Here is an 18893-nt window from a genome sequence, read left to right as displayed (position 1 = left end):
ACTCCAGCTTTGCAGGCGGTAGCCGGCCCACGGCGGCATCCGGACACAACGCCGCCAAGCCTACCGCTCCGCCTACCCGGGCTCGGGCGGGCGTCACTCCGGTGTGGTGAACCGCCGGCGGTTGTAGGCCAGCACGAGCAGGATGCCGCCGATGGAGAAGGCCACGACGCTCAGCAGCAGCAGCACGAGCGGCGAGCCCGGGCCGGTGATCGGCAGCCACGCGCCGCTCACCTTCGACGGCGAGGCCGTCGGCAGGGGTGCGGGGCTGCTCTCCGAGGGTGTGGCGGCCGGATCGCCCGGGGTCGGCGTGGCAGTCGGGTCGGCCGGGTCGGGCGTCGAGCCGGTCGGGGACGCCGTCGGGGTGCTCGGGGTCCGAGCCGCGACGGTCAGCGACACCTGCTTCGTGGCGCTGGTGCTGTACCCCTTCGCCGCGACGGTGAAGGCGAACGTGCCGACGCTGCCCGGGGTGCCCCTGAGCCGCCCCTCCTTGTCGAGGGTGAGGCCGTCCGGCAGGGCCCCGGCGGCCAGGGAGAACGCGATGTCCGAGTCACCGTCGGCGGTGAACCGGAAGGAGTAGCGCTTACCGACGGTGGCGGCGGGCGGGTCGCCGGAGGTGAACGCCGTCGCCGCCTCGGCGACGACGACTGTGGCGTCCTGCTCGTCGAAGCGGTCGTTCTTGTCGGTCATCCGCAACGTGAACGTGTACGTGCCGGGCGTGGTCGGCGCGCCACCGAGCGACGTCCCCACCACGAGCATCCCCGGGGGCAGGCTGCCCGAGGTCACCGACAACCGGTACGGCCCGGTGCCACCGGTCGCCTCGACCGTGTGGATCGCGTACACCCGGCCCAGGTACATGGGCGACCGGGGCTTGCCCGACGTGATGACGACCTTCGGTTCGCGCACCTCGATCGTCGCCGTCTGCTCGTCGAAGAGGTCGTTCTTGTCGGTCATCCGCAACCGGAACGTGTACGTCCCCGGCGTGGTCGGCGCACCACCGAGCGACGTCCCCACCACGAGCATCCCCGGGGGCAGGCTGCCCGAGGTCACCGACAACCGGTACGGCGCGGTGCCACCTGTGGCCTCGACGGTGTGGATCGCGTACACCTGCCCGATGTACATGACCGGCCGGGGCTTGCCCGAGGTGATGGTGACCGCCTCGGTGGCGGCGGTGGCCGGTTGCGCGACGGCCGGTTGCCCGGCGCCCAGCAGCAACGCGACGACCATCGTCAGGGCCATGACCGGGCGAAGTGTCCCCATCGCACATCCAGCTCTCGGTCGGAACCGCTCGCGTCCGCCAGCGGGCCACAGTCCAGTCGATCCAGCAGACTCGGAGTTTATTCGACCAGTGCCAGCTACCCCGGACAATCCACTGATCGGTGATCACCGTGTCGCCACGACGACAGACGCGCCCGGCGCGGTCGTGGTGACCGCGCCGGGCGCGTGCGGATCCCGTCAGCTCAGAGCGTCGGCGGGGTGAGCGTGCCGACGGCGCTCTCCAGCGCGGCGGCGACCCGGTACATCCGGTCGTCCGCCATGGTCGGCGCCATGATCTGGAAGCCGACCGGGAGCCCGTCGGACAGGCCGCACGGCACCGAGATCGCCGGGCCGCCGTACAGGTTCGTCGGGATGGTGAACAGGTCGGCCAGGTACATCTGGTACGGGTCGGCGGTGCGCGACCCCAGCGGGAACGCCACGAACGGCGTGGTCGGCGAGATCAGCGCGTCGACCTGCTCGAACGCGCTGGTGAAGTCCCGCGTGATGAGGGTGCGGACCTTCTGCGCCTGGCCGTAGTAGGCGTCGTAGTAGCCCGAGGAGAGCGCATACGTGCCGATCATGATGCGGCGCTTGACCTCGGGGCCGAATCCGGCCTCGCGGGTCAGGGACATGACCTCCTCCAGAGACCGGTTGCCGTCGTCGCCGACCCGCAGGCCGAACCGGACGCCGTCGAACCGGGCCAGGTTGGAGGAGCACTCGCTCGGCGCGATCAGGTAGTAGGCCGGCAGCGCGTACTTGAAGTGCGGGCAGGAGACCTCGACGATCTCCGCACCCAGCTTCGCCAGCGCCTCGGCCGCGTCGCGGAACGCGGCCGACACGCCCGGCTCCGCGCCCTCGCCGGTGAACTCGGTGACCATGCCGAGCTTGACGCCGGTCAGGTCGCCGGTGGCGCCGAGGCGCGCGGCGGCCACCACGTCCGGCACCGCGGCCGGGATCGAGGTGGAGTCGCGCGGGTCGTGGCCGCCGATCACCTCGTGCAGCAACGCGGCGTCCAGCACGGTACGCGCGCACGGGCCGGGCGTGTCCAGCGACGAGGAGAACGCCACCAGGCCGTAGCGGGAGGTGCCGCCGTAGGTCGGCTTCGCGCCGACGGTGCCGGTGACCGCGCCGGGCTGGCGGATCGATCCGCCGGTGTCCGAGCCGATCGACAGCGGCGCCTCGTACGCGGCCAGCGCCGCCGCGCTGCCGCCGCCGGAACCGCCCGGGATCCGCTCCAGGTCCCACGGGTTACGGGTCGGCCCGTACGCCGAGTACTCGGTGGAGGAGCCCATGGCGAACTCGTCCATGTTCGTCTTGCCGAGCATCACCGTGCCGGCGGCGCGCAGCCGCTCGACGATCGTCGAGTCGTACGGCGGGCGCCAGCCCTCCAGGATCTTCGACCCGACCGTGGTCGGCACGCCCTTGGTGGTGAGCACGTCCTTCACCGCGACCGGCACACCGGCGAGCGGGCCGAGTTCCTCACCGGCCGCGCGGCGCTCGTCCACGGACCGGGCGGCGGCGAGCGCCCCCTCGGTGTCGACGTGCAGGAACGCGTGCACCCGGTCGTCGACGGCGCCGATGCGGTCCAGGTGGGCCTGGGTGACCTCGACGGCGGAGGTCTCGCCGCTGGCCACCAGCCCGGCGATCTCAACGGCACTCAGCTTGGTCAAGTCGCTCATGAGGCCACATCCTCGTCCAGGATCCGCGGGACGCGGAACCGCTGCTCCTCGGCGTCGGGGGCGCCGGACAGCGCCTCCTGCGGGGTCAGGCCCGGCCGTACGACGTCCTCGCGGAGCACGTTCGTGAGCGGCACCGAGTGGGACGTCGGCGGGATGTCCGCCGCGGCGACCTCGCCGACCTGCGCGACCGACTGGAGGATCACATCCAGCTGGCCGGCGAAGGTGTCCAACTCCTCCTCCGTGACGGCGAGCCGCGACAGTCGCGCGAGGTGCGCGACCTCCTCGCGGGAGATGGCGGCCATCGGGTGCCCCCTTCGTGGCTGTCCTGAGACGTCTGCGGTGGGCCGGCCGCGCGTACGCGATGACGCGCGGTGACCGGAGCGAGTCTATTGTCCCGCCGTCACGACGACGCCTTCGACTCCCCCTCCGCCGCCGGCCCGCCGCGGCTCCCGGCCTCCGCCGGGCGCACCGGACGGTAGCGCGACAACCAGGCCACCAGGTCCTCGGCCGGCATCGGCCGGGCGTGGAACCAGCCCTGCGCCACGTCGCACCCGGCCGCGTGCAGCAACCGCCAGGTGCGCTCGTCCTCCACGCCCTCGGCCACCACCCGCAGCCCGAGCGCGCCGGCCAGCTCGATCATCGAGCGGACGATCGCCGCGTCGTCCGGGTCGTCGGCCATCCCGAGGACGAACGAGCGGTCCACCTTCACCTCCGACAGCGGCAGCCGGCGCAGGTGCTGCAACGAGGAGTAGCCGGTGCCGAAGTCGTCCAGCGCGATGCCGACGCCGATCCGGTGCAGCTGGGTGATGCTGGCCAGCACCCGCCGCGGGTCGGCCATCAGCGCGCCCTCGGTGATCTCCACCTGGAGCCGCTCCGGCGGCACACCGTACCGGGTCAGCCGGTCGGCGATCTGGTCGGCGATCTCGCCGGTGTGCAGGTCACGAACGCTGACGTTGAGCGCGGCCCGCAGCGTGAGCCCGGCCGCCGACCACTTGGCCAACTGCTCCACCACGTCGTCCACCACGCGGCGGGTGAGCAGCCGCATCACCGCGCTCTGCTCGGCGACCTGGATCAGCTCGCCCGGGTCGACCATGCCCCGGCGCGGGTGCCGCCACCGCAGCAGCGCCTCGACACCGACCACCTCACCGGTCGCGATCGCGATCTGCGGCTGGTAGTACATGGTGATCTCGCCCGGGTGCCCGGACTGGTCCTCCGGCTCGGCGCTCCCGTCGGCGGTCGGCCCGATGACGCCGGGCGCGCCCGTGCTCACCGCAACCTGCGCGTCGTGCCCGGTGTCGGCCTCGCGCGGGGCCTCGACGTCGTGCCCGGCGTCCGTCCCGCGCGCGGCCTCCGCGCCGGCGTCCCCGCCATCGACCACGAGCGGCGCCACCACCGCTCCGGTGCCGCCGGAGCGCGCGGCCCGGCTGCGGATCGGGTCGGCGCCGGTGAGGATCCGCTCGATCAGGTCGTCGTCGTGCCGCTCCACGGCTCGGTCCCGGCGACGCCGCAGCCACCGGTTCGGCCCGTCGCCCGACCGTCCGCCACCCCGGCCGTCGTCGCGCGCCGGGCGCTGGTTGCGGGACGGCCGCTCGGCCCGGGCCGGTCGCGGAGCCGACAGCGCCGGCGTCAGGGCCGCGCCGTCACCCCCGCGTACGCCCACCGACTCCCCGCCCTGCGCGGACGGACCCGACTCCAGCACCCGGCGCAGGTCGGCCAGGAGACTCAGCCGCTCGGCCGAGTTGTGGTCGGACTCCGGCGCGTACACCGCCACCGTGTCGTTGCGGTGCTTCGCGTCGTACATGGCCACGTCGGCGTGCCGCATCAGGGTGGCGAAGTCCTCGCCGTGGTCCGGGTAGAGCGCGATGCCGATCGAGCCGCCCACATCCAGCGGCAACCCGTCCAACGGCACCGGCTCGGCGAGCGCGGCGACCACCCGGTCGGCCCGCTCGCGGGCCTGGTCGATGTCGGTGAGCCGGGGTACGACGATCGCGAACTCGTCACCGCCGAGCCGCGCCACCATGTCGCCCGCGCCGACCACGCCCATCAGCCGGGCGCTCACCTCGACCAGGAGGCGGTCCCCCACCGCGTGCCCGAGCGCATCGTTGACGTGCTTGAACCGGTCGAGGTCGAGCAGCAGCAGGGCCAGGTGCGAGCCCGGCGCGCCCCGGGCGGCCCGCTCGGCGTGCAGGTGCACCTGTTCGGCCATCTCGGTCAGCAGCGCCTTGCGGTTGGGCAGCCCGGTGAGCGGGTCCACGTCGGCGAGCTGCTCCCGCTCCACGGAGAGCCGTGCCATCCGGTAGACCGCGAACAGCGGCACCAGCACCAGCGGGATCAGCGCCGCGCTGGCCCGGGCGGCGGCCACCAGCACCGGCGCGAGCAGCAGCAGCGAGCCGGTGGCCAGCAGCTCGTAGGCCAGCCCGCTGCGCACGCTGGGCCACCAGCGGTCGCCGAACCGCAGCCGCACGGCGGAGCTGACAAGGCCGTAGTTGACGACGAACCAGGCGGCCGTCGCGCCGCCGACCGCGGCCACGTCGGTCCAGTGCAGCCGGCCGTCGCCGAACAGCTCACCCGGGCCGATCCGGCTGACCGCGTACGCGGCGGCGAGCGCGCACGCGTACTGCGCGGCGTTGAAGCCGGTACGCCACGGCGCGTACCCGAGCCGCCAGCCGCTCACCGCGACGGCCACCGCCTGCACCGCCACGGCCGGGCCGAAGCCCCAGCCGAGCAGGATGGCGAAGGTGAAGCAGGTCGACGGGAACACGGCCGAGGTCTGCCGCCGCCCGGGCGGGACGAACGGGCGGGCGTCGCAGGCGACGGCGAGCGCCGCCATGGTCCAGAACGCGGCCGGCAGCTCGGTCAACCGGTCGGCGAGCGCGACCAGCGGCCCGGCCGAGACCAGCACCGCGACCACACCGACCGCGCCGACGAAGCCGAAGAACGGCCCGCTCCGCCCGGGCGGGACGGAGTTACGCGGGTCGCCGGTCTCCATCGCACCTCCCGGGGCAACGTCCTGGCGCGCGCCGTCACGCGCCGTACGCCAATGAAACGCCCTCCGAGGCGGTTTCCCCGACACGACAGTCACGAATCGGTCGTAGTCGTAATTAACTTGGTATCCGCCGGGCCGGTCGTCGTGACCAGGTCACTCCTCTACCCGGGCCACCTCGCGGGCCGCGTCCGGGCCGGAATCCAGCAGCACCCGGAAGCCGTCCTCGTCGAGGATCGGCAGTTTCAGGGTGGCCGCCTTGTCGGCCTTGGAACCGGGGTTGTCGCCGACCACCACGAACCCCGTCTTCTTGGACACCGAACCGGTCACCTTGCCGCCCCTGGCCTGGATCGCCTCGGCGGCCTGGTCGCGGCTGAACCCGCTGAGCGTGCCGGTGACCACGACCGTGACGCCGTCGAGCGGGCGCGGCCCTTCGTCGGCGGCCTCCTCGGCCATCCGTACGCCGGCCTCGGCCCACTTGCGCACCACGTCGCGGTGCCAGTCGACGGCGAACCACTCCTTGAGGCTGGCGGCGATGGTCGGGCCGACGCCGTCCACCGAGGACAGCTCCTCCTCGCCCGCCGCCTCGATGGCGTCGATCGACCGGAAGTGCCGGGCGAGCGCCTGGGCCGCGGTCGGACCGACGTGCCGGATGGACAGCGCCACCAGCACGCGCCACAGGTCGCGTTCCTTGGCCTCGGCGAGGTTGTCGAGCAGCTTGACCGCGTTGCTGCCCAGGCTGCCGTCCTTGTTGACGAAGAACGGCGAGCGGCGCAACTGGTCGGCGTCGAGCTGGAACAGGTCGCCCTCGTTGGTGATGATCTGCGCGTCCAGCAGCGCCGCCGCGCCCTTCTCACCGAGCACCTCGATGTCGAGCACCTTGCGGCTGGCCAGGTAGAAGACGCGCTCGCGGATCTGACCGGGGCAGGCCCGCCCGTTGGGGCAGCGGATGTCGACGTCGCTCTCCTTGGCCGGCGCGAGCGGCGTGCCGCAGGCCGGGCAGGTGGTCGGCATGACGAACGGGCGGGCGTCGGCCGGGCGCAGCTCGACCACCGGGCCGAGCACCTCGGGGATCACGTCGCCGGCCTTGCGCAGCACCACCGTGTCGCCGATGAGCACGCCCTTGCGCTCGACCTCGCGGGCGTTGTGCAGTGTGGCCAGCGCGACTGTGGAGCCGGCCACCCGGACCGGTTCGAGGACGGCGAACGGGGTGACCCGGCCGGTGCGCCCGACGTTGACGTCGATGTCGAGCAGCTTGGTGTTCACCTCCTCCGGCGGGTACTTGAAGGCGATCGCCCAGCGGGGTGCCCGGCTGGTCGAGCCGAGGCGGCCCTGGATGGAGACCGGGTCGACCTTGACCACCACGCCGTCGATCTCGTGCTCGACGTCGTGCCGGTGCTTGCCGTAGTAGGCGATGTAGTCAGCGACCCCGGCCAGGTCGTCCACCACTCTCCAGCGGTCGCTGGTGGGCAGGCCCCACGCCTTGAGCGCGGCGTACGACTCGGACTGCGCCGTCGGCCGGAAGCCGGTGCGGGCGCCGATGCCGTGCACCACCAGGCGCAGCGGGCGGGAGGCGGTGACCCGTGGGTCCTTCTGGCGCAGGCTGCCGGCGGCCGCGTTGCGCGGGTTGGCGAACGGCGCCTTGCCCTGCTCGACCAGGCTCGCGTTGAGGTCGGCGAACGCGGCCACCGGGAAGTAGATCTCGCCGCGCACCTCGATCAGATCCGGCACGGCGGGGAAGTCGTCGGACGGGGTCAGCCGGGCCGGCACGCCCTTGATGCTGCGCACGTTCGCGGTGACGTCCTCGCCGGTGCGGCCGTCGCCCCGGGTGGCCGCGCGCACCAGCCGGCCCTTCTCGTAGGTCAGGTTGATGGCCAGCCCGTCGACCTTCAGCTCGCACAGGTAGGGCACCGGACCGCCGGCGTCGCGCTCGACCCGCTCGGCCCAGGCGGCCAGCTCCTCGTCGGCGAAGGCGTTGTCGAGCGAGAGCATCCGCTCGGCGTGGGCGACCGGCGTGAAGTCGGTGGAGAAGGTGCCGCCGACGCGCTGGGTGGGCGAGTCGGGGGTGCGCAGCGCCGGGTATTCCGCCTCCAGCGCCTCCAGCTCCCGCAGTTGCGTGTCGAACTCCGCGTCGGTGATCGTCGGCGCGTCCAGCACGTAGTAGCGGTACTGGTGTTCGGTCAGCTCCTGGCTGAGCGTGGCGTGCCGCTCCCGGGCCGCCGGGGTCGGCTCGGCCCCCGCCGCCGCCTCCTGGGCCGCGTCGGCCGCCGTGGGAACCGCTTCTTCGGACACGCCGCCGCCTTCGGACACCGCTGTCGCCTCCCGTGCTCGTGCTACCCGAGAACCGTAGCGGTCGGGGGTGACAACAGTCCGGCCACCCGCACGAGCAGGGCGAACCGGCGCGCGTCATGCCCCCGCGCGGTCCGGCCCCGGGCGTGCGACCATCGCCTCGGCGGCGCTGTGCGGGAACGGTCGGGAGGCGGGTACTGATGCGCGACGGGGTGCTGTGGGCGCTGGTGATCGTGGCCTGTGTCGCGGCCGGCTGGCTCTGGAACGAGTGGCGCCGCCGGGCGGCCGACCGTTCCGCCGGGACGCGTGGCCGGGCCGACGGGCGGCGGCCGGGCTCCGGGCGCGGTGGTCGGACCGGGCGCGGACCGGGCGACGACCGGACCGGCGCCGACCGGCCCGGCGGCGGACGCCGCGGTGACCGGGCCGGCGGCGGCCGGGGTGATCGCGTCGGGGCGCCGCCACGGCCGCGGGGCGCCGGGCGGACGGACCGGGACGAGCCCCGGCCCGGGGAGATCTGGTGGGCCGACGTGCCCTACGCCGACGGGACCGGCTCCAAGGTGCGCCCCTGCCTGGTGCTGCGGGTCGACGGTGCGGACGCCGAGGTGCTCAAGATCACCAGCCAGGACAAGTCGGACCGGGACGACCACCTGCCGATCCCGACCCGGGGCTGGGACCCGGACGCCGGCCACGACAGCTACCTGGACATCAGCGAGCCGATCCGAGTGCCGCTCACCGCTTTCGCCGACCGGGCCGGCACGTGCGACCCGGCGCTGTGGCGTGGTGTCCGCCGCCTGAACCACCTCGCCGGCTGACCCCGGCAGCGTCCGGGCCTCAGCGCTGCGACGCCCCTGCGTCGAGTGCGTCGGCGAGCGCGGCGAGTTGCCCGGCGTACTCGATCCGGTCCGCCCACCCGGCCGGCCAGGCGCCCATGCCGTACGCGGCTCCGGCGAACGCGCCGGCCAGCGCGGCGATGGAGTCCGAGTCACCGGCCGTGGTCGCGCCCCGGGCCAGCGCGCCGACCGGGTCGTCCGCGTGACGCAGCGCGCAGAGCAGCGCTGTGGCGAGCGCCTCCTCGGCGATCCATCCCTCGCCGGTGAACCGGCACAGGTCTCCGCCGTCGTCCGGGCGGGCCAGCGCCGCCTCCAGCCGGTCGAGCACCCGCAGGCAGTCGTCCCAGCCCCGGGCGATGAACCCGGCCGCTTCGCTCACGCCGGGCCGCTGCCACAGGTCGCCCAGCCAGTCCTCCCGGTAGACGGTGCGCTGCTCCCGCGCCCGCTCGGTGAGCAGGCCGGGCAGCTCCGGCAGCGCCGCGCCGTCGCGCAGCAGCCGGACCGCGTACGCGGTCAGCTCGCTGGCCGCCAGCCCGGTCGGGTGGCCATGGGTGAGCCCGGCCTGGAGCTGGGCCAGCCCGGCCATGGTGTCGAGGTCGACGTCGAGCAGCCCGACCGGGGTGACCCGCATGTTCGCGCCGCAGCCCTTCGAGCCGGCGACGGTGGCCTCCTGCCAGCGGGTGCCCCGCTCCAGCTCGGCGCACGCCCGTAGGCAGGTCATGCCCGGGGCGCGGTTGTTCTCCGGGCTGACCGACCAGTCGACGAAGCGCTGCCGCAGCAGCGGCTCCACCACCTCGGCCGTGTACGCGGGCGCCTCGTGCAGCGCCCACGCCACGGCCAGCGCCATCTGCGTGTCGTCGGTGACCAGGGCCGGGTCGCCGCTCAGCTCGCGTGGACCGTCCGGGCCGTAGCGCCGGACGATCTCGGTGACGGTCAGGAACTCGGTCGGCTTGCCCAGGGCATCGCCGTAGGCCAGGCCGAACAGTGAGCCGGCGGCGCGGCCGGTGGCGGTGGAGGCGGTCACGGTGGCGATCATGCCTCCGCCGCGCAAGTGGCGGAAGATCAGTCCCAGCAGAGGCAGAACGGGTGACCGGCCGGGTCGGCGTAGACCCGGAAGCCCTCCCCCTCACCGGGCAGCCGCCGCGCGCCCAGCGCCAGCGCCGCCTTCTCGGCCGCCTCGATGTCGTCGACAGTCACGTCCAGGTGGAACTGCTGCGGCCGGGCCGGGTCGGGCCAGTCCGGCGCGCGCAGGCCGGGCGCCCGCTGGAAGGCCACCCGCGGCTGGTGCCCGGGTGGGCCGCCGAGCACCACCCACTCGTCGCCGTCGGAGTTCTCCTCCACCAGGGGCAGTCCGAGCAGCTCGGAGTAGAAGGCGGCGAGCGCGTGCGGATCGGGGCAGTCGATCACTGTGGAACGCAGTCGTCCAATCATGCCGGTCATCGTGCCCGGCGGGTACGACGGAAAACCCGTCAGTCCTCGGCGAGCCGCCGGCCCGCGTCGCGGCAGGCGGTGAGCACCGCGCGGGCGTACGCCGGGGTGGCGCCGGCCAGGCCGCACGCGGGGGTTACCACCACCTGCTCGGCCAGCCGGCGGCGGGGGAAGCCGAGCCGGTCCCAGACCCGGCGGACCCGGTCGGCGACCTCGGCCGACGTCGGCGCCCGGCCGGAGGCCGGCGGCAGCGTCGGCGCGGCGCCTGCGAGCAGACCGAGCCCGGCGTCGATCGCCTCGCCGAGCGGGTCGAGCTCGGTGACGAGCGACAGGTCGAGCGCGACGCCCACCGCGCCGGCGGATCGGATCAGGTCCAGCGGCACGTCCGGCGCGCAGCAGTGCACCAGCGCCGGTACGCCGGCCGCCTCGATCACGTCGCGCAGCAACGCCCGCGCCACCTCCGTCTCGACCGGACGGTGGGTGCCGAGGCCGCTCTCGGTGGGCACCCGGCCGGCCAGCACCGTCGGCAGGGACGGCTCGTCGAGCTGGAGCAGCACCGAGGCGCGGGGCAGCCGCCGCGTCACCGCGGCCACGTGCCCGCGCAGCGCTTCGCCGAGCGAGCCGGCGAGGTCGCGTACCGCGCCCGGGTCGCGCAGCATCCGGCCGCCGATCGGCAGCTCCAGCGCGGCGGCCAGGGTGAACGGGCCGGCGGCCTGGACCTTGACCGGCCCGGCGTACTCCTCGGCCTGCTCGGCGAGCTGGTCCAGGTCACGTTCCATCAGGTCGCGGGCGCGGCGCAGGTCCCGGCCGGGGCGCGGGGCGATCCGCCAGCGACCCGCGTACAGCTCGACCGGCAGTTCGACGAGCAGGCCGGCGCTGCGGCCGACCAGGTCAGCGCCCGGTCCCCGGGCGGGCAGCTCGGACAGGTGCGGCAGGGTGGGCAGCTCGCCGAGCACGACCCGCTGCGCCTCGGCGATGTCGGTGCCGGGCAGCGACCCGATGCCGGTCGCCGCGCCGGTGGGCCAGGGCCATGCCTGCTCAGTCACGGCCGCAGCCTATCCGCTGCCGGTGCGAGGTCAGGCGGCGGTGATGGTGGCGGAGCCGAGGACCACGTCACCGGCCGGGTCCGGCCGGTAGGCGACGATCGCCTGACCGGCGGCGACACCCCGCACCGGCCGGCGCAGCGACGCCCGCAGGCCGCCGGCGTCGACCTCGACGGCGGCCGGCACCACGTCGCCGTGCGCCCGCAGCTGCACCTCGCACTCGACCGGCCCGTCCGGGCGCGGGCCACCGGTCCACACCGGGCGGGTGGCGCGTACGTCCGAGACCTCCAGCGCCTCGGCCGGGCCGACGGTCACCGTGTTCGTGGTCGGGGTGATGGAGAGCACGTAGCGGGGCCGGCCGTCCGGCGCCGGGCGGTCCAGGTGCAGCCCGCGCCGCTGCCCAACGGTGTACTGGTAGGCGCCGCTGTGGCTGCCCACCACCGCGCCGGTGAGCGCGTCCACCACCTGGCCGGGCGCCTCGCCGAGCCGCTCGGCGAGGAAGCCGCGGGTGTCGCCGTCGGCGATGAAGCAGATGTCGTGCGAGTCCGGCTTGTCGGCGACCGCCAGGCCGCGCCGGGCGGCCTCCGCGCGCACCTCGGCCTTTGTCGAGTCGCCGAGCGGGAAGATCGACCGGTCGAGCTGCGCGCGGGTCAGCACCGCCAGCACGTACGACTGGTCCTTGGCCGCGTCGACGCTGCGCCGCAGCAGGCCGTCCGCGCCGAGCCGGGCGTGGTGACCGGTCACCACGGCGTCGAAGCCCAGGGCGACGGCCCGGTCCAGCACCGCCGCGAACTTGATCTTCTCGTTGCAGCGCAGGCACGGATTCGGGGTACGCCCGGCGGCGTACTCGGCCACGAAGTCGTCCACCACGTCGTCGTGGAACCGGTCGGCCATGTCCCACACGTAGAAGGGGATGCCCAGCACGTCGGCCGCGCGCCGGGCGTCCCGGGAGTCCTCCAGCGTGCAGCAGCCCCGGGCGCCGGTGCGGTACGTCTGCGGGTTGCGGGCCAGCGCCAGGTGCACGCCCGTCACGTCGTGCCCGGCCTCCACCGCCCGCGCCGCCGCGACGGCGGAGTCCACCCCGCCCGACATCGCCGCCAGAACCCTCACCGGCCCACTCCCCTCGTCCTCACCGAGCGTATCCGGGTCAGCGGGGCGTACGCAGGGCGGCCGCGCGGCGCGCCCGCTCCACAGCGGCGGGCAGCGCGGCGATCAGCGCGTCCACGTCCGCGCCGGTGCTGGTGTGCCCGAGCGTGAAGCGCAGCGAGGACCGGGCCCGGTCGTCGTCGGCGCCCATGGCCAGCAATACGTGCGAGGGCTGGGCCACCCCGGCCGAGCAGGCCGACCCGGTCGAGCAGGCGATGCCCTGGGCGTCCAGGAGCAGCAGCAGCGCGTCCCCCTCGCAGCCGGGGAAGGAGAAGTGCGCGTTGCCGGGGAGCCGGTCGGCCGGGTCACCGTTGAAGATCACCTCGGGAACGGCCTGCCGGACCCGCTCGACCAGTTCGTCGCGGAGCGCGGCCACGCGGGCCGCGTACTCCTGCTGGCCCTTCACCGCGGTCTCGACGGCGACGGCGAACGCGACGATGCCGGCGGTGTCCAGCGTGCCGGAACGGACGTCGCGCTCCTGGCCGCCGCCGTGCAGCAGCGGGGTCGCGGCCACGTCGCGGGCCAGCAGCAGCGCGCCCACGCCGGTCGGTCCGCCGAGCTTGTGCCCGGTCACGGTGAGCGCGGACACCCCGCTGGCGGCGAAGTCGACAGGCACCTGGCCGACCGCCTGGATGGCGTCGGTGTGGAACGGCACGCCGTGCGCGGCGGCGACCGCGGCCAGCTCGGCGACCGGCTGCACGGTGCCGACCTCGTTGTTGGCCCACATGGCGGTGACCACCGCCACCCGCTCGCCGTGCTCGGTCAGCTCGGCGCGCAGGCGCTCGGGGTCGAGCCGGCCGACCGCGTCCACCGGAAGGAGACCGGCCTGCGCGCCCTCGTGCTCGACCAGCCAGTCCACCGCGTCCAGCACGGCGTGGTGCTCGACCGAGCTGGAGACCACCCGGACCCGGTCGGCCCGGGCCGCGCGGCGGGCCCAGAAGACGCCCTTCACGGCGAGGTTGTCGCTCTCCGTCCCGCCGCCGGTGAAGATCACCTCCGAGGGACGGGCGCCGAGCGCGGCGGCCACCCTCTCACGGGACTCCTCCACCCGCCGCCGGGCACGGCGGCCCGCCGCGTGCAGCGACGACGCGTTCCCCACCTCGCGGGCGGTCGCGACATACGCCTCGAGTGCCTCGTCGAGCATCGGGGTCGTCGCCGCGTGATCAAGGTATGCCATCACCGTTCAGCCTAACGGCCTACGGACCCGCCGCCGGGGGCCGGACCGCCCCGTCCCGCGCGGGGGTGGGACGGGGCGGTCCGGCGGCTCACTCCTCGCGCTCACAGGGGAACGGCGGTGACCACGATGTTGTCCCGGTAGCTCCGGGTCTTCGCGTCGAACGGGCCGCCGCAGGTGATCAGCGTGAGGCGGGGCTTGCCGTCGCGCGCGAAGTACCGCTCCAGCGGGATCTTCGTCTTCCGGTACTCCTCCCGGGCCACCACCCGGTAGGAGCGCTCGCGGCCGTCCGAGCCGGTGGCGGTGAGCCGGTCGCCCCGGTCCAGCTCGCGCAGCCGGAAGAACGCCCCCTTGCCCTGCTCGGCGCTGTCCACGTGCCCGGCGATCACCACCGAGCCGGCGTCGGCCTCCAGCCCCGGGCCGTAGCGGTACCAGCCGACCTGGTCCACGCTGGGCGGCACCTCGAACTCGTCGGTGCGCTCGTTCACACCCACCGGGTCGACGGTGGCGGTGACCCGGATCGGCGGGATGCTCAGCTTCACCGGCGGCACGATCTCGCTGCCGGCGGGCAGCGTGCCCGGGTTCACCGGCACCGAGCCCGACGCCGGGGCGGCCGGCGTGGGCGTGGGCGTGGCGCTGGACAGGGCGGCCACCTCGTCGCCGCCGACGTCCTCGGCGGGCTCGGACCCGCACGCCACCACGCCCGCCAGGGTGAGCGCGGCGGCGCCGGCGGCCATCGCCGCCAGCGCCCCGCGGTTGCGCACCGTCACCGGCGACCGGCCCGGGCGGTTGCCGCCACCCGCGCACCGCCGCCGACCAGGAGCAGCACGCCGGCCCCGGCCAGCACGTACCACCAGGTGTCCACGCCGGTGCCGGCCTGGCCGCCGGTGCCGCTGGGCACGCCGCCCGGCGCCGAGTGCAGGCCGCTGATGGTCTGGGCGACCACGCTCAGGTTCTTCGCCTCGGCCGAGCCGATGGCGTAGACGATGGTGGCGGTGCCCTCCTTGAGGTTCAGGTCGGCCGGGCCGATGGCGACGGTGTCGGTGCCGGCCAGCACCACGTCCGCCTTCACCGCGCCGGCGGCCACGTCGGCCTTGGCCTCCTTCGGGTTGGTCAGGTTCTCGAAGACCGGCTTGCCGCCGGCCCGCACGTCGACGGCCGGGGCGGCGGCGGTGTGCCGGACGATCAGCCGGGCCTTGCCGGCGCCCACCTTGGACACGTCGTTGACGAACGGCGTGATCTGCGGGTTGCCGTCGGCGCTCAGGTGCGCGGCGAGGCTGATGTTCGCCCCGCCCGGCACCGCGGCGTCGTCCACCTTCAGGATCGCCTTGTCGATCGCCTCGCCCGGCTTGGTCAGGGCGATGTCGTACTCCCCCTCGGGCAGGGTGAGCGGGCCGGCCACGTCGCCGGGCTTGAAGTTGTTCAGCGTCTTCTCGCCGTTGACGTACACGTCGACCGGGGTGTCCGGGATGCCGTGGACCACGGAGACCTTCGACGAGGCGGCGTAGGCCGGGCTCATGGTGGCGGCGCCGACGCCGGCGAAGGTGAGGGCGGCCACCGCGCCGCCCGCGGCGACCCGACGGAACATCGCGTACTGCATTGTCTGCCTCCTGGTAGTTCATGCTGATTCGTCAGGCCTGGCTTGCAGAACGGGTTACGCCGGCTCCGTCGCCCCCGGATGCGCCCGGATCCGATTTCTTTTCCCGTCTCCGGGCGCATCCGTCGGGCCTTCCGGCGACGAAGGAGAGATGACGAGGGTCGTCACGGACACACCGGAAGAGTGGGGCGAGGGCTGTGGGAGTTACAGTCGGGCATGCCCCACGGAAGGCGAGCCGCCCCATGACGGCGGCGAGGCAGGGCCCCGAACCGCCGGGCGAGGACGACCTCGCCACCCGGTTCCGCGACGGCGACGAGGCCGCCCTGCGAGAGGCGTACGACCGGTACGGCCGAGCGGTGCTGCACCTGGCCACCACGACGCTCGTCAACCGCAGCGACGCAGAGGACGTGACCCAGGCGACGTTCGTCGCCGCCTGGCTGGGCCGGGAGACGTTCGACCCGGCGAAAGGCTCACTGGTCGGCTGGCTGCTCGGGATCGGGCGGCGCAAGGTGGTCGACCGGATCCGGGCCGCGGCCCGGGAGACCCGGGTGGTCGAGACGGTGAAGCAACTGCCCGAGCCGGTCTCCACCGGCCCCGACCCGGACACCGTGGTCGACCGGCTGGTGGTCGCCGACGAGCTGGCCCGGCTCCCCGACGAGCAGCGCCGGATGCTGGAGCTGGCGTTCTACGACGACCTGACACACCAGCAGATCGCGGCCGTGACGGGAGTGCCGCTCGGCACTGTGAAGAGTCACATCAGACGCGGCATGCAGAGCTTGAAACGCAGATGGGAGGTGGACAGTGCAGCACCTGGACCACGACCGGCTGGTCTTTCTGGCGCTCGGTGAGAGTGAGGCGGCTGACGGTGAGGCCACCCATCTGGACACCTGCGACCACTGCCGGGGCGAGATGGAGACGCTCCAGCACGTCGCCGGACTCGGCGCGGGCACCCAGGGCCTGGCCGACCTGCCCGACCCGCCGGAGCACATCTGGCAGGGCATCGTGGCCGAGATCCGGGCCGCCGAGGAACTGCCGGCGCTGACCGAGCGGCGCCTGCCGCGCCCGGCCGACCCGGTCGAGCCGGTCGCCGTACCCGCCGCCTCGCGCCGAACGCGCCGGGGCCGGCGCTGGCCGGGGTGGGCGACCACGGCGGTCACCGCCACCGCCGCCGCGGTGATCGGTGTCGCCGGCACCGCCGCGGTGCTCGGCGGCGGCACGGACACCGATCCCGAGCCGCCGGTGGTGGCCAGCGCGCCGCTCGCCGCGTTCGGCTCGACACCGAAGGACGCCTCCGGCGACGCCCGGGTGCTCGGTGACAACCGGTTGCATCTCCACGTGACGAATCTCCCGACCGTTCCGGGGTACTACGAGGTCTGGCTGATCGATCCGAAGACGATGGAGATGCTCTCCGTGGGTACGCTGAGCAACGGTTCAGGGGACGCGCTCCTGCCGATCCCCCGGAACGTCGACCTGCGCACCTACACCGTCGTCGACATCAGCGCGGAGCAGTACGACAACAAGCCCGATCACTCCGGCGACAGCCTGTTGAGGGGCACCCTGACGGGCTGATCGGCGGGCCGGCTCAGCTCCCCGGCCCGCCGATCAGCTCCCCACGAGAAAAGGCCGCCGCCCGGATCACCGGGCGGCGGCCTTTTTCACGCGACGCTCACTTGCGCTTGCGGATCTCCTCGGCGGCCTGTGGGACGACCTTGAACAGGTCGCCGACCACGCCGTAGTCGGCGAGTTCGAAGATCGGCGCTTCGGCGTCCTTGTTGACCGCGACGATGGTCTTCGAGGTTTGCATACCGGCCCGGTGCTGGATCGCGCCGGAGATACCCAGCGCGACATACAGCTGCGGGGAGACGGTCTTGCCGGTCTGGCCGACCTGGAACTGGTGCGGGTAGTAGCCGGAGTCGACCGCCGCGCGGGACGCGCCGACCGCGCCGCCGAGCAGGTCGGCGATCTCCTCGACCAGCTTGAAATTGTCGGCGTTACCGACACCCCGCCCACCGGAGACAACCACCGACGCCTCGGTCAGCTCCGGACGGGAGCCCTTCTGCTCCGCGACCCGCTCCACGACCTTCGCCAGCTTGTCCGCGTCGGTGACCGCTACGGTCAACTGCTCGACCGCCGGGGTGGCCGCGGCCGGGACCGGGGCGAGCGAGTTCGGCCGGACGGTCACCAACGGCAAACCCTTGGTGACCTTCGCCTTGACGATCGTGGAACCAGCAAACGCCACCTGCGTGGCGGTGCCGTCCGCAGCCAGGGCGACCACGTCGGTCAGGATCCCGTTGTCCAGCTTCACCGCCAGCCGCGCGGCGATCTCCTTGCCCTCCTGCGACGAGGCGAGCAGCACCGCCGCAGGCTGCACCCGCGCGACCAGCTCGGCGACCACAGTCGCCTTGGGGGCGACCAGGTAGCCGTCGATCTCCTCACCCTCCGCGGCGTAGATCTTCCCCGCCCCGTACTCACCCAGCTTCGCGCTCAACGCGTCGGCCGCGCCGACGCCACCGAGCACGACGGCGCTCGGGCTGCCCAGCTCGCGGGCGAGGGTGAGCATCTCGAGGGTGACCTTCTTGACGCCGAATTCCTTGGTGGCTTCGACGACGACGAGAACCTCAGACATGTCCCAGTCCCCTCACACGAACTTCTCGGCAGCGAGGAACTCGACCAGCTTCACGCCGCCGTCGCCCTCGTCGGTGATCTTCTCGCCGCCGGAGCGCGGCGGGCGCTTGGAGTGCTCGACCACGGCGCTGGTGGCGCCGTCGAAGCCCACCTCGGTCGGGGCCACGCCCAGGTCGCCCAGGGCGAGCGTCTGCACCGGCTTCTTCTTCGCGGCCATGATGCCCTTGAACGACGGATACCGCGGCTCGTTGATGGTGTCCCAGACCGACACCACGGCCGGGGTCGAGGCGGTGACCACCTCGTAGCCCTCCTCGGTCTGCCGCTCGGCGGTCAGGGTCGACCCGTCGACGGTGAGCTTCCGCGCGCCGGTCAGGGCGGCCACACCGAGCCGCTCGGCGATCATGTGCGGCATCACCTGCACCCGGCCGTCGGTCGACTCGGCGCCGCACAGGACCAGGTCGGCGTTGAGCTGCCCGAGGGCAGCGGCGAGGACCTTGGAGGTGGCCACCGCGCAGGAACCGTGCAGGGCGTCGTCCACGACGTGCACGGCCTTGTCCGGGCCCATCGACAGCGCCTTACGGATCGACTCGGTCGCCCGGTCCGGACCCATCGTCAGGATGGTGACCTCACCACCGTGCGCCTCCTTGATCTTCAACGCCTCTTCGATGGCGTACTCGTCCATCTCATTGATGACGTTGTTCGCCGAACCGCGGTCGACGGTGTTGTCGTCAGAACGCAGGCTGCGGTCCGCGCCCGAATCAGGCACCTGCTTGACGAGTACGACGATATTCATCGCGCTTCGACGACCCTCCTGTTTGGTGTTGCGATCACTCGCCCGGTCACGG

General features: G+C 73.8%; 17 protein-coding genes. 3 read left to right on the top strand and 14 right to left on the bottom strand.

Going from position 1 to position 18893, the window contains the following annotated elements:
- Positions 1–93 precede the first annotated feature (93 nt).
- The 5 genes from FHU28_RS09320 to ligA all read right to left on the bottom strand — a co-directional run bounded on the left by FHU28_RS09320 (position 94) and on the right by ligA (position 8226).
- Entirely contained in the window at positions 94–1236 is a 1143-nt protein-coding gene (locus tag FHU28_RS09320) for a putative Ig domain-containing protein (protein ID WP_260412866.1), read from the bottom strand.
- A 221-nt stretch (positions 1237–1457) separates the two neighbouring features.
- The gene (gene gatA / locus FHU28_RS09315) at positions 1458–2933 is read right to left on the bottom strand and encodes an Asp-tRNA(Asn)/Glu-tRNA(Gln) amidotransferase subunit GatA (protein ID WP_116504511.1); all 1476 of its coding nucleotides are present in this window, start codon (positions 2931–2933) and stop codon (positions 1458–1460) included.
- Positions 2930–3235, bottom strand: a complete 306-nt coding sequence (gene gatC, locus FHU28_RS09310; RefSeq protein WP_013284468.1) for an Asp-tRNA(Asn)/Glu-tRNA(Gln) amidotransferase subunit GatC — start codon at positions 3233–3235, stop codon at positions 2930–2932. The genes gatA and gatC overlap by 4 nt, the downstream gene beginning before the upstream one ends.
- 98 nt (positions 3236–3333) lie before the next feature.
- Positions 3334–5922: a putative bifunctional diguanylate cyclase/phosphodiesterase gene (locus tag FHU28_RS09305; protein ID WP_184682841.1), complete on the bottom strand. Its 2589-nt coding sequence runs from the start codon at positions 5920–5922 to the stop codon at positions 3334–3336.
- A gap of 150 nt (positions 5923–6072) precedes the next feature.
- Positions 6073–8226: an NAD-dependent DNA ligase LigA gene (gene ligA / locus FHU28_RS09300; protein ID WP_376700701.1), complete on the bottom strand. Its 2154-nt coding sequence runs from the start codon at positions 8224–8226 to the stop codon at positions 6073–6075.
- 179 nt (positions 8227–8405) lie between these two features.
- Between ligA and FHU28_RS09295 the strand changes: the two genes are divergently transcribed.
- Positions 8406–9017: a type II toxin-antitoxin system PemK/MazF family toxin gene (locus FHU28_RS09295; RefSeq protein ID WP_184682836.1), complete on the top strand. Its 612-nt coding sequence runs from the start codon at positions 8406–8408 to the stop codon at positions 9015–9017.
- Between the two features lie 19 nt (positions 9018–9036).
- Here the strand turns inward: FHU28_RS09295 and FHU28_RS09290 are convergent, their stop codons facing one another.
- From FHU28_RS09290 to FHU28_RS09260, 7 genes are all read right to left on the bottom strand, one after another.
- Positions 9037–10071: an ADP-ribosylglycohydrolase family protein gene (locus FHU28_RS09290; RefSeq protein ID WP_184682835.1), complete on the bottom strand. Its 1035-nt coding sequence runs from the start codon at positions 10069–10071 to the stop codon at positions 9037–9039.
- Positions 10072–10097: 26 nt separating this feature from the next.
- The gene (locus FHU28_RS09285; protein ID WP_184682833.1) at positions 10098–10466 is read right to left on the bottom strand and encodes a VOC family protein; all 369 of its coding nucleotides are present in this window, start codon (positions 10464–10466) and stop codon (positions 10098–10100) included.
- Between the two features lie 38 nt (positions 10467–10504).
- Positions 10505–11509: a uroporphyrinogen decarboxylase/cobalamine-independent methonine synthase family protein gene (locus FHU28_RS09280; protein WP_184682831.1), complete on the bottom strand. Its 1005-nt coding sequence runs from the start codon at positions 11507–11509 to the stop codon at positions 10505–10507.
- A gap of 30 nt (positions 11510–11539) precedes the next feature.
- Entirely contained in the window at positions 11540–12616 is a 1077-nt protein-coding gene (gene mnmA / locus FHU28_RS09275; RefSeq protein ID WP_184682828.1) for a tRNA 2-thiouridine(34) synthase MnmA, read from the bottom strand.
- A gap of 37 nt (positions 12617–12653) precedes the next feature.
- A complete protein-coding gene (locus FHU28_RS09270) occupies positions 12654–13829 on the bottom strand; it encodes a cysteine desulfurase family protein (protein ID WP_174536668.1) in 1176 nt (391 codons plus the stop codon).
- Between the two features lie 101 nt (positions 13830–13930).
- Positions 13931–14596: a class F sortase gene (locus FHU28_RS09265; protein ID WP_184682826.1), complete on the bottom strand. Its 666-nt coding sequence runs from the start codon at positions 14594–14596 to the stop codon at positions 13931–13933.
- Positions 14593–15426, bottom strand: coding sequence for a DUF4397 domain-containing protein (locus FHU28_RS09260; protein ID WP_073830469.1), 834 nt, complete (start codon positions 15424–15426; stop codon positions 14593–14595). The genes FHU28_RS09265 and FHU28_RS09260 overlap by 4 nt, the downstream gene beginning before the upstream one ends.
- A gap of 239 nt (positions 15427–15665) precedes the next feature.
- On the opposite strand from FHU28_RS09260, the gene FHU28_RS09255 reads away from it, so the two are divergent.
- Positions 15666–16271, top strand: a complete 606-nt coding sequence (locus FHU28_RS09255; protein ID WP_184682824.1) for an RNA polymerase sigma factor — start codon at positions 15666–15668, stop codon at positions 16269–16271.
- Positions 16225–16992, top strand: a complete 768-nt coding sequence (locus FHU28_RS09250) for an anti-sigma factor (protein ID WP_184682821.1) — start codon at positions 16225–16227, stop codon at positions 16990–16992. The genes FHU28_RS09255 and FHU28_RS09250 overlap by 47 nt, the downstream gene beginning before the upstream one ends.
- A gap of 97 nt (positions 16993–17089) precedes the next feature.
- Here the strand turns inward: FHU28_RS09250 and FHU28_RS09245 are convergent, their stop codons facing one another.
- Together FHU28_RS09245 and FHU28_RS09240 are read right to left on the bottom strand one after the other, a co-directional pair.
- Positions 17090–18049: an electron transfer flavoprotein subunit alpha/FixB family protein gene (locus tag FHU28_RS09245; protein WP_184682819.1), complete on the bottom strand. Its 960-nt coding sequence runs from the start codon at positions 18047–18049 to the stop codon at positions 17090–17092.
- Between the two features lie 12 nt (positions 18050–18061).
- The gene (locus FHU28_RS09240; RefSeq protein WP_184682816.1) at positions 18062–18841 is read right to left on the bottom strand and encodes an electron transfer flavoprotein subunit beta/FixA family protein; all 780 of its coding nucleotides are present in this window, start codon (positions 18839–18841) and stop codon (positions 18062–18064) included.
- Between the last annotated feature and the right edge of the window lie 52 nt (positions 18842–18893).

It is taken from the genome of Micromonospora echinospora (genome assembly GCF_014203425.1).
GTDB lineage: Bacteria > Actinomycetota > Actinomycetes > Mycobacteriales > Micromonosporaceae > Micromonospora > Micromonospora echinospora_A.
Note: the sequence above shows the minus strand (reverse complement) of the source record. Positions and strands in the feature narration are given on the sequence as shown.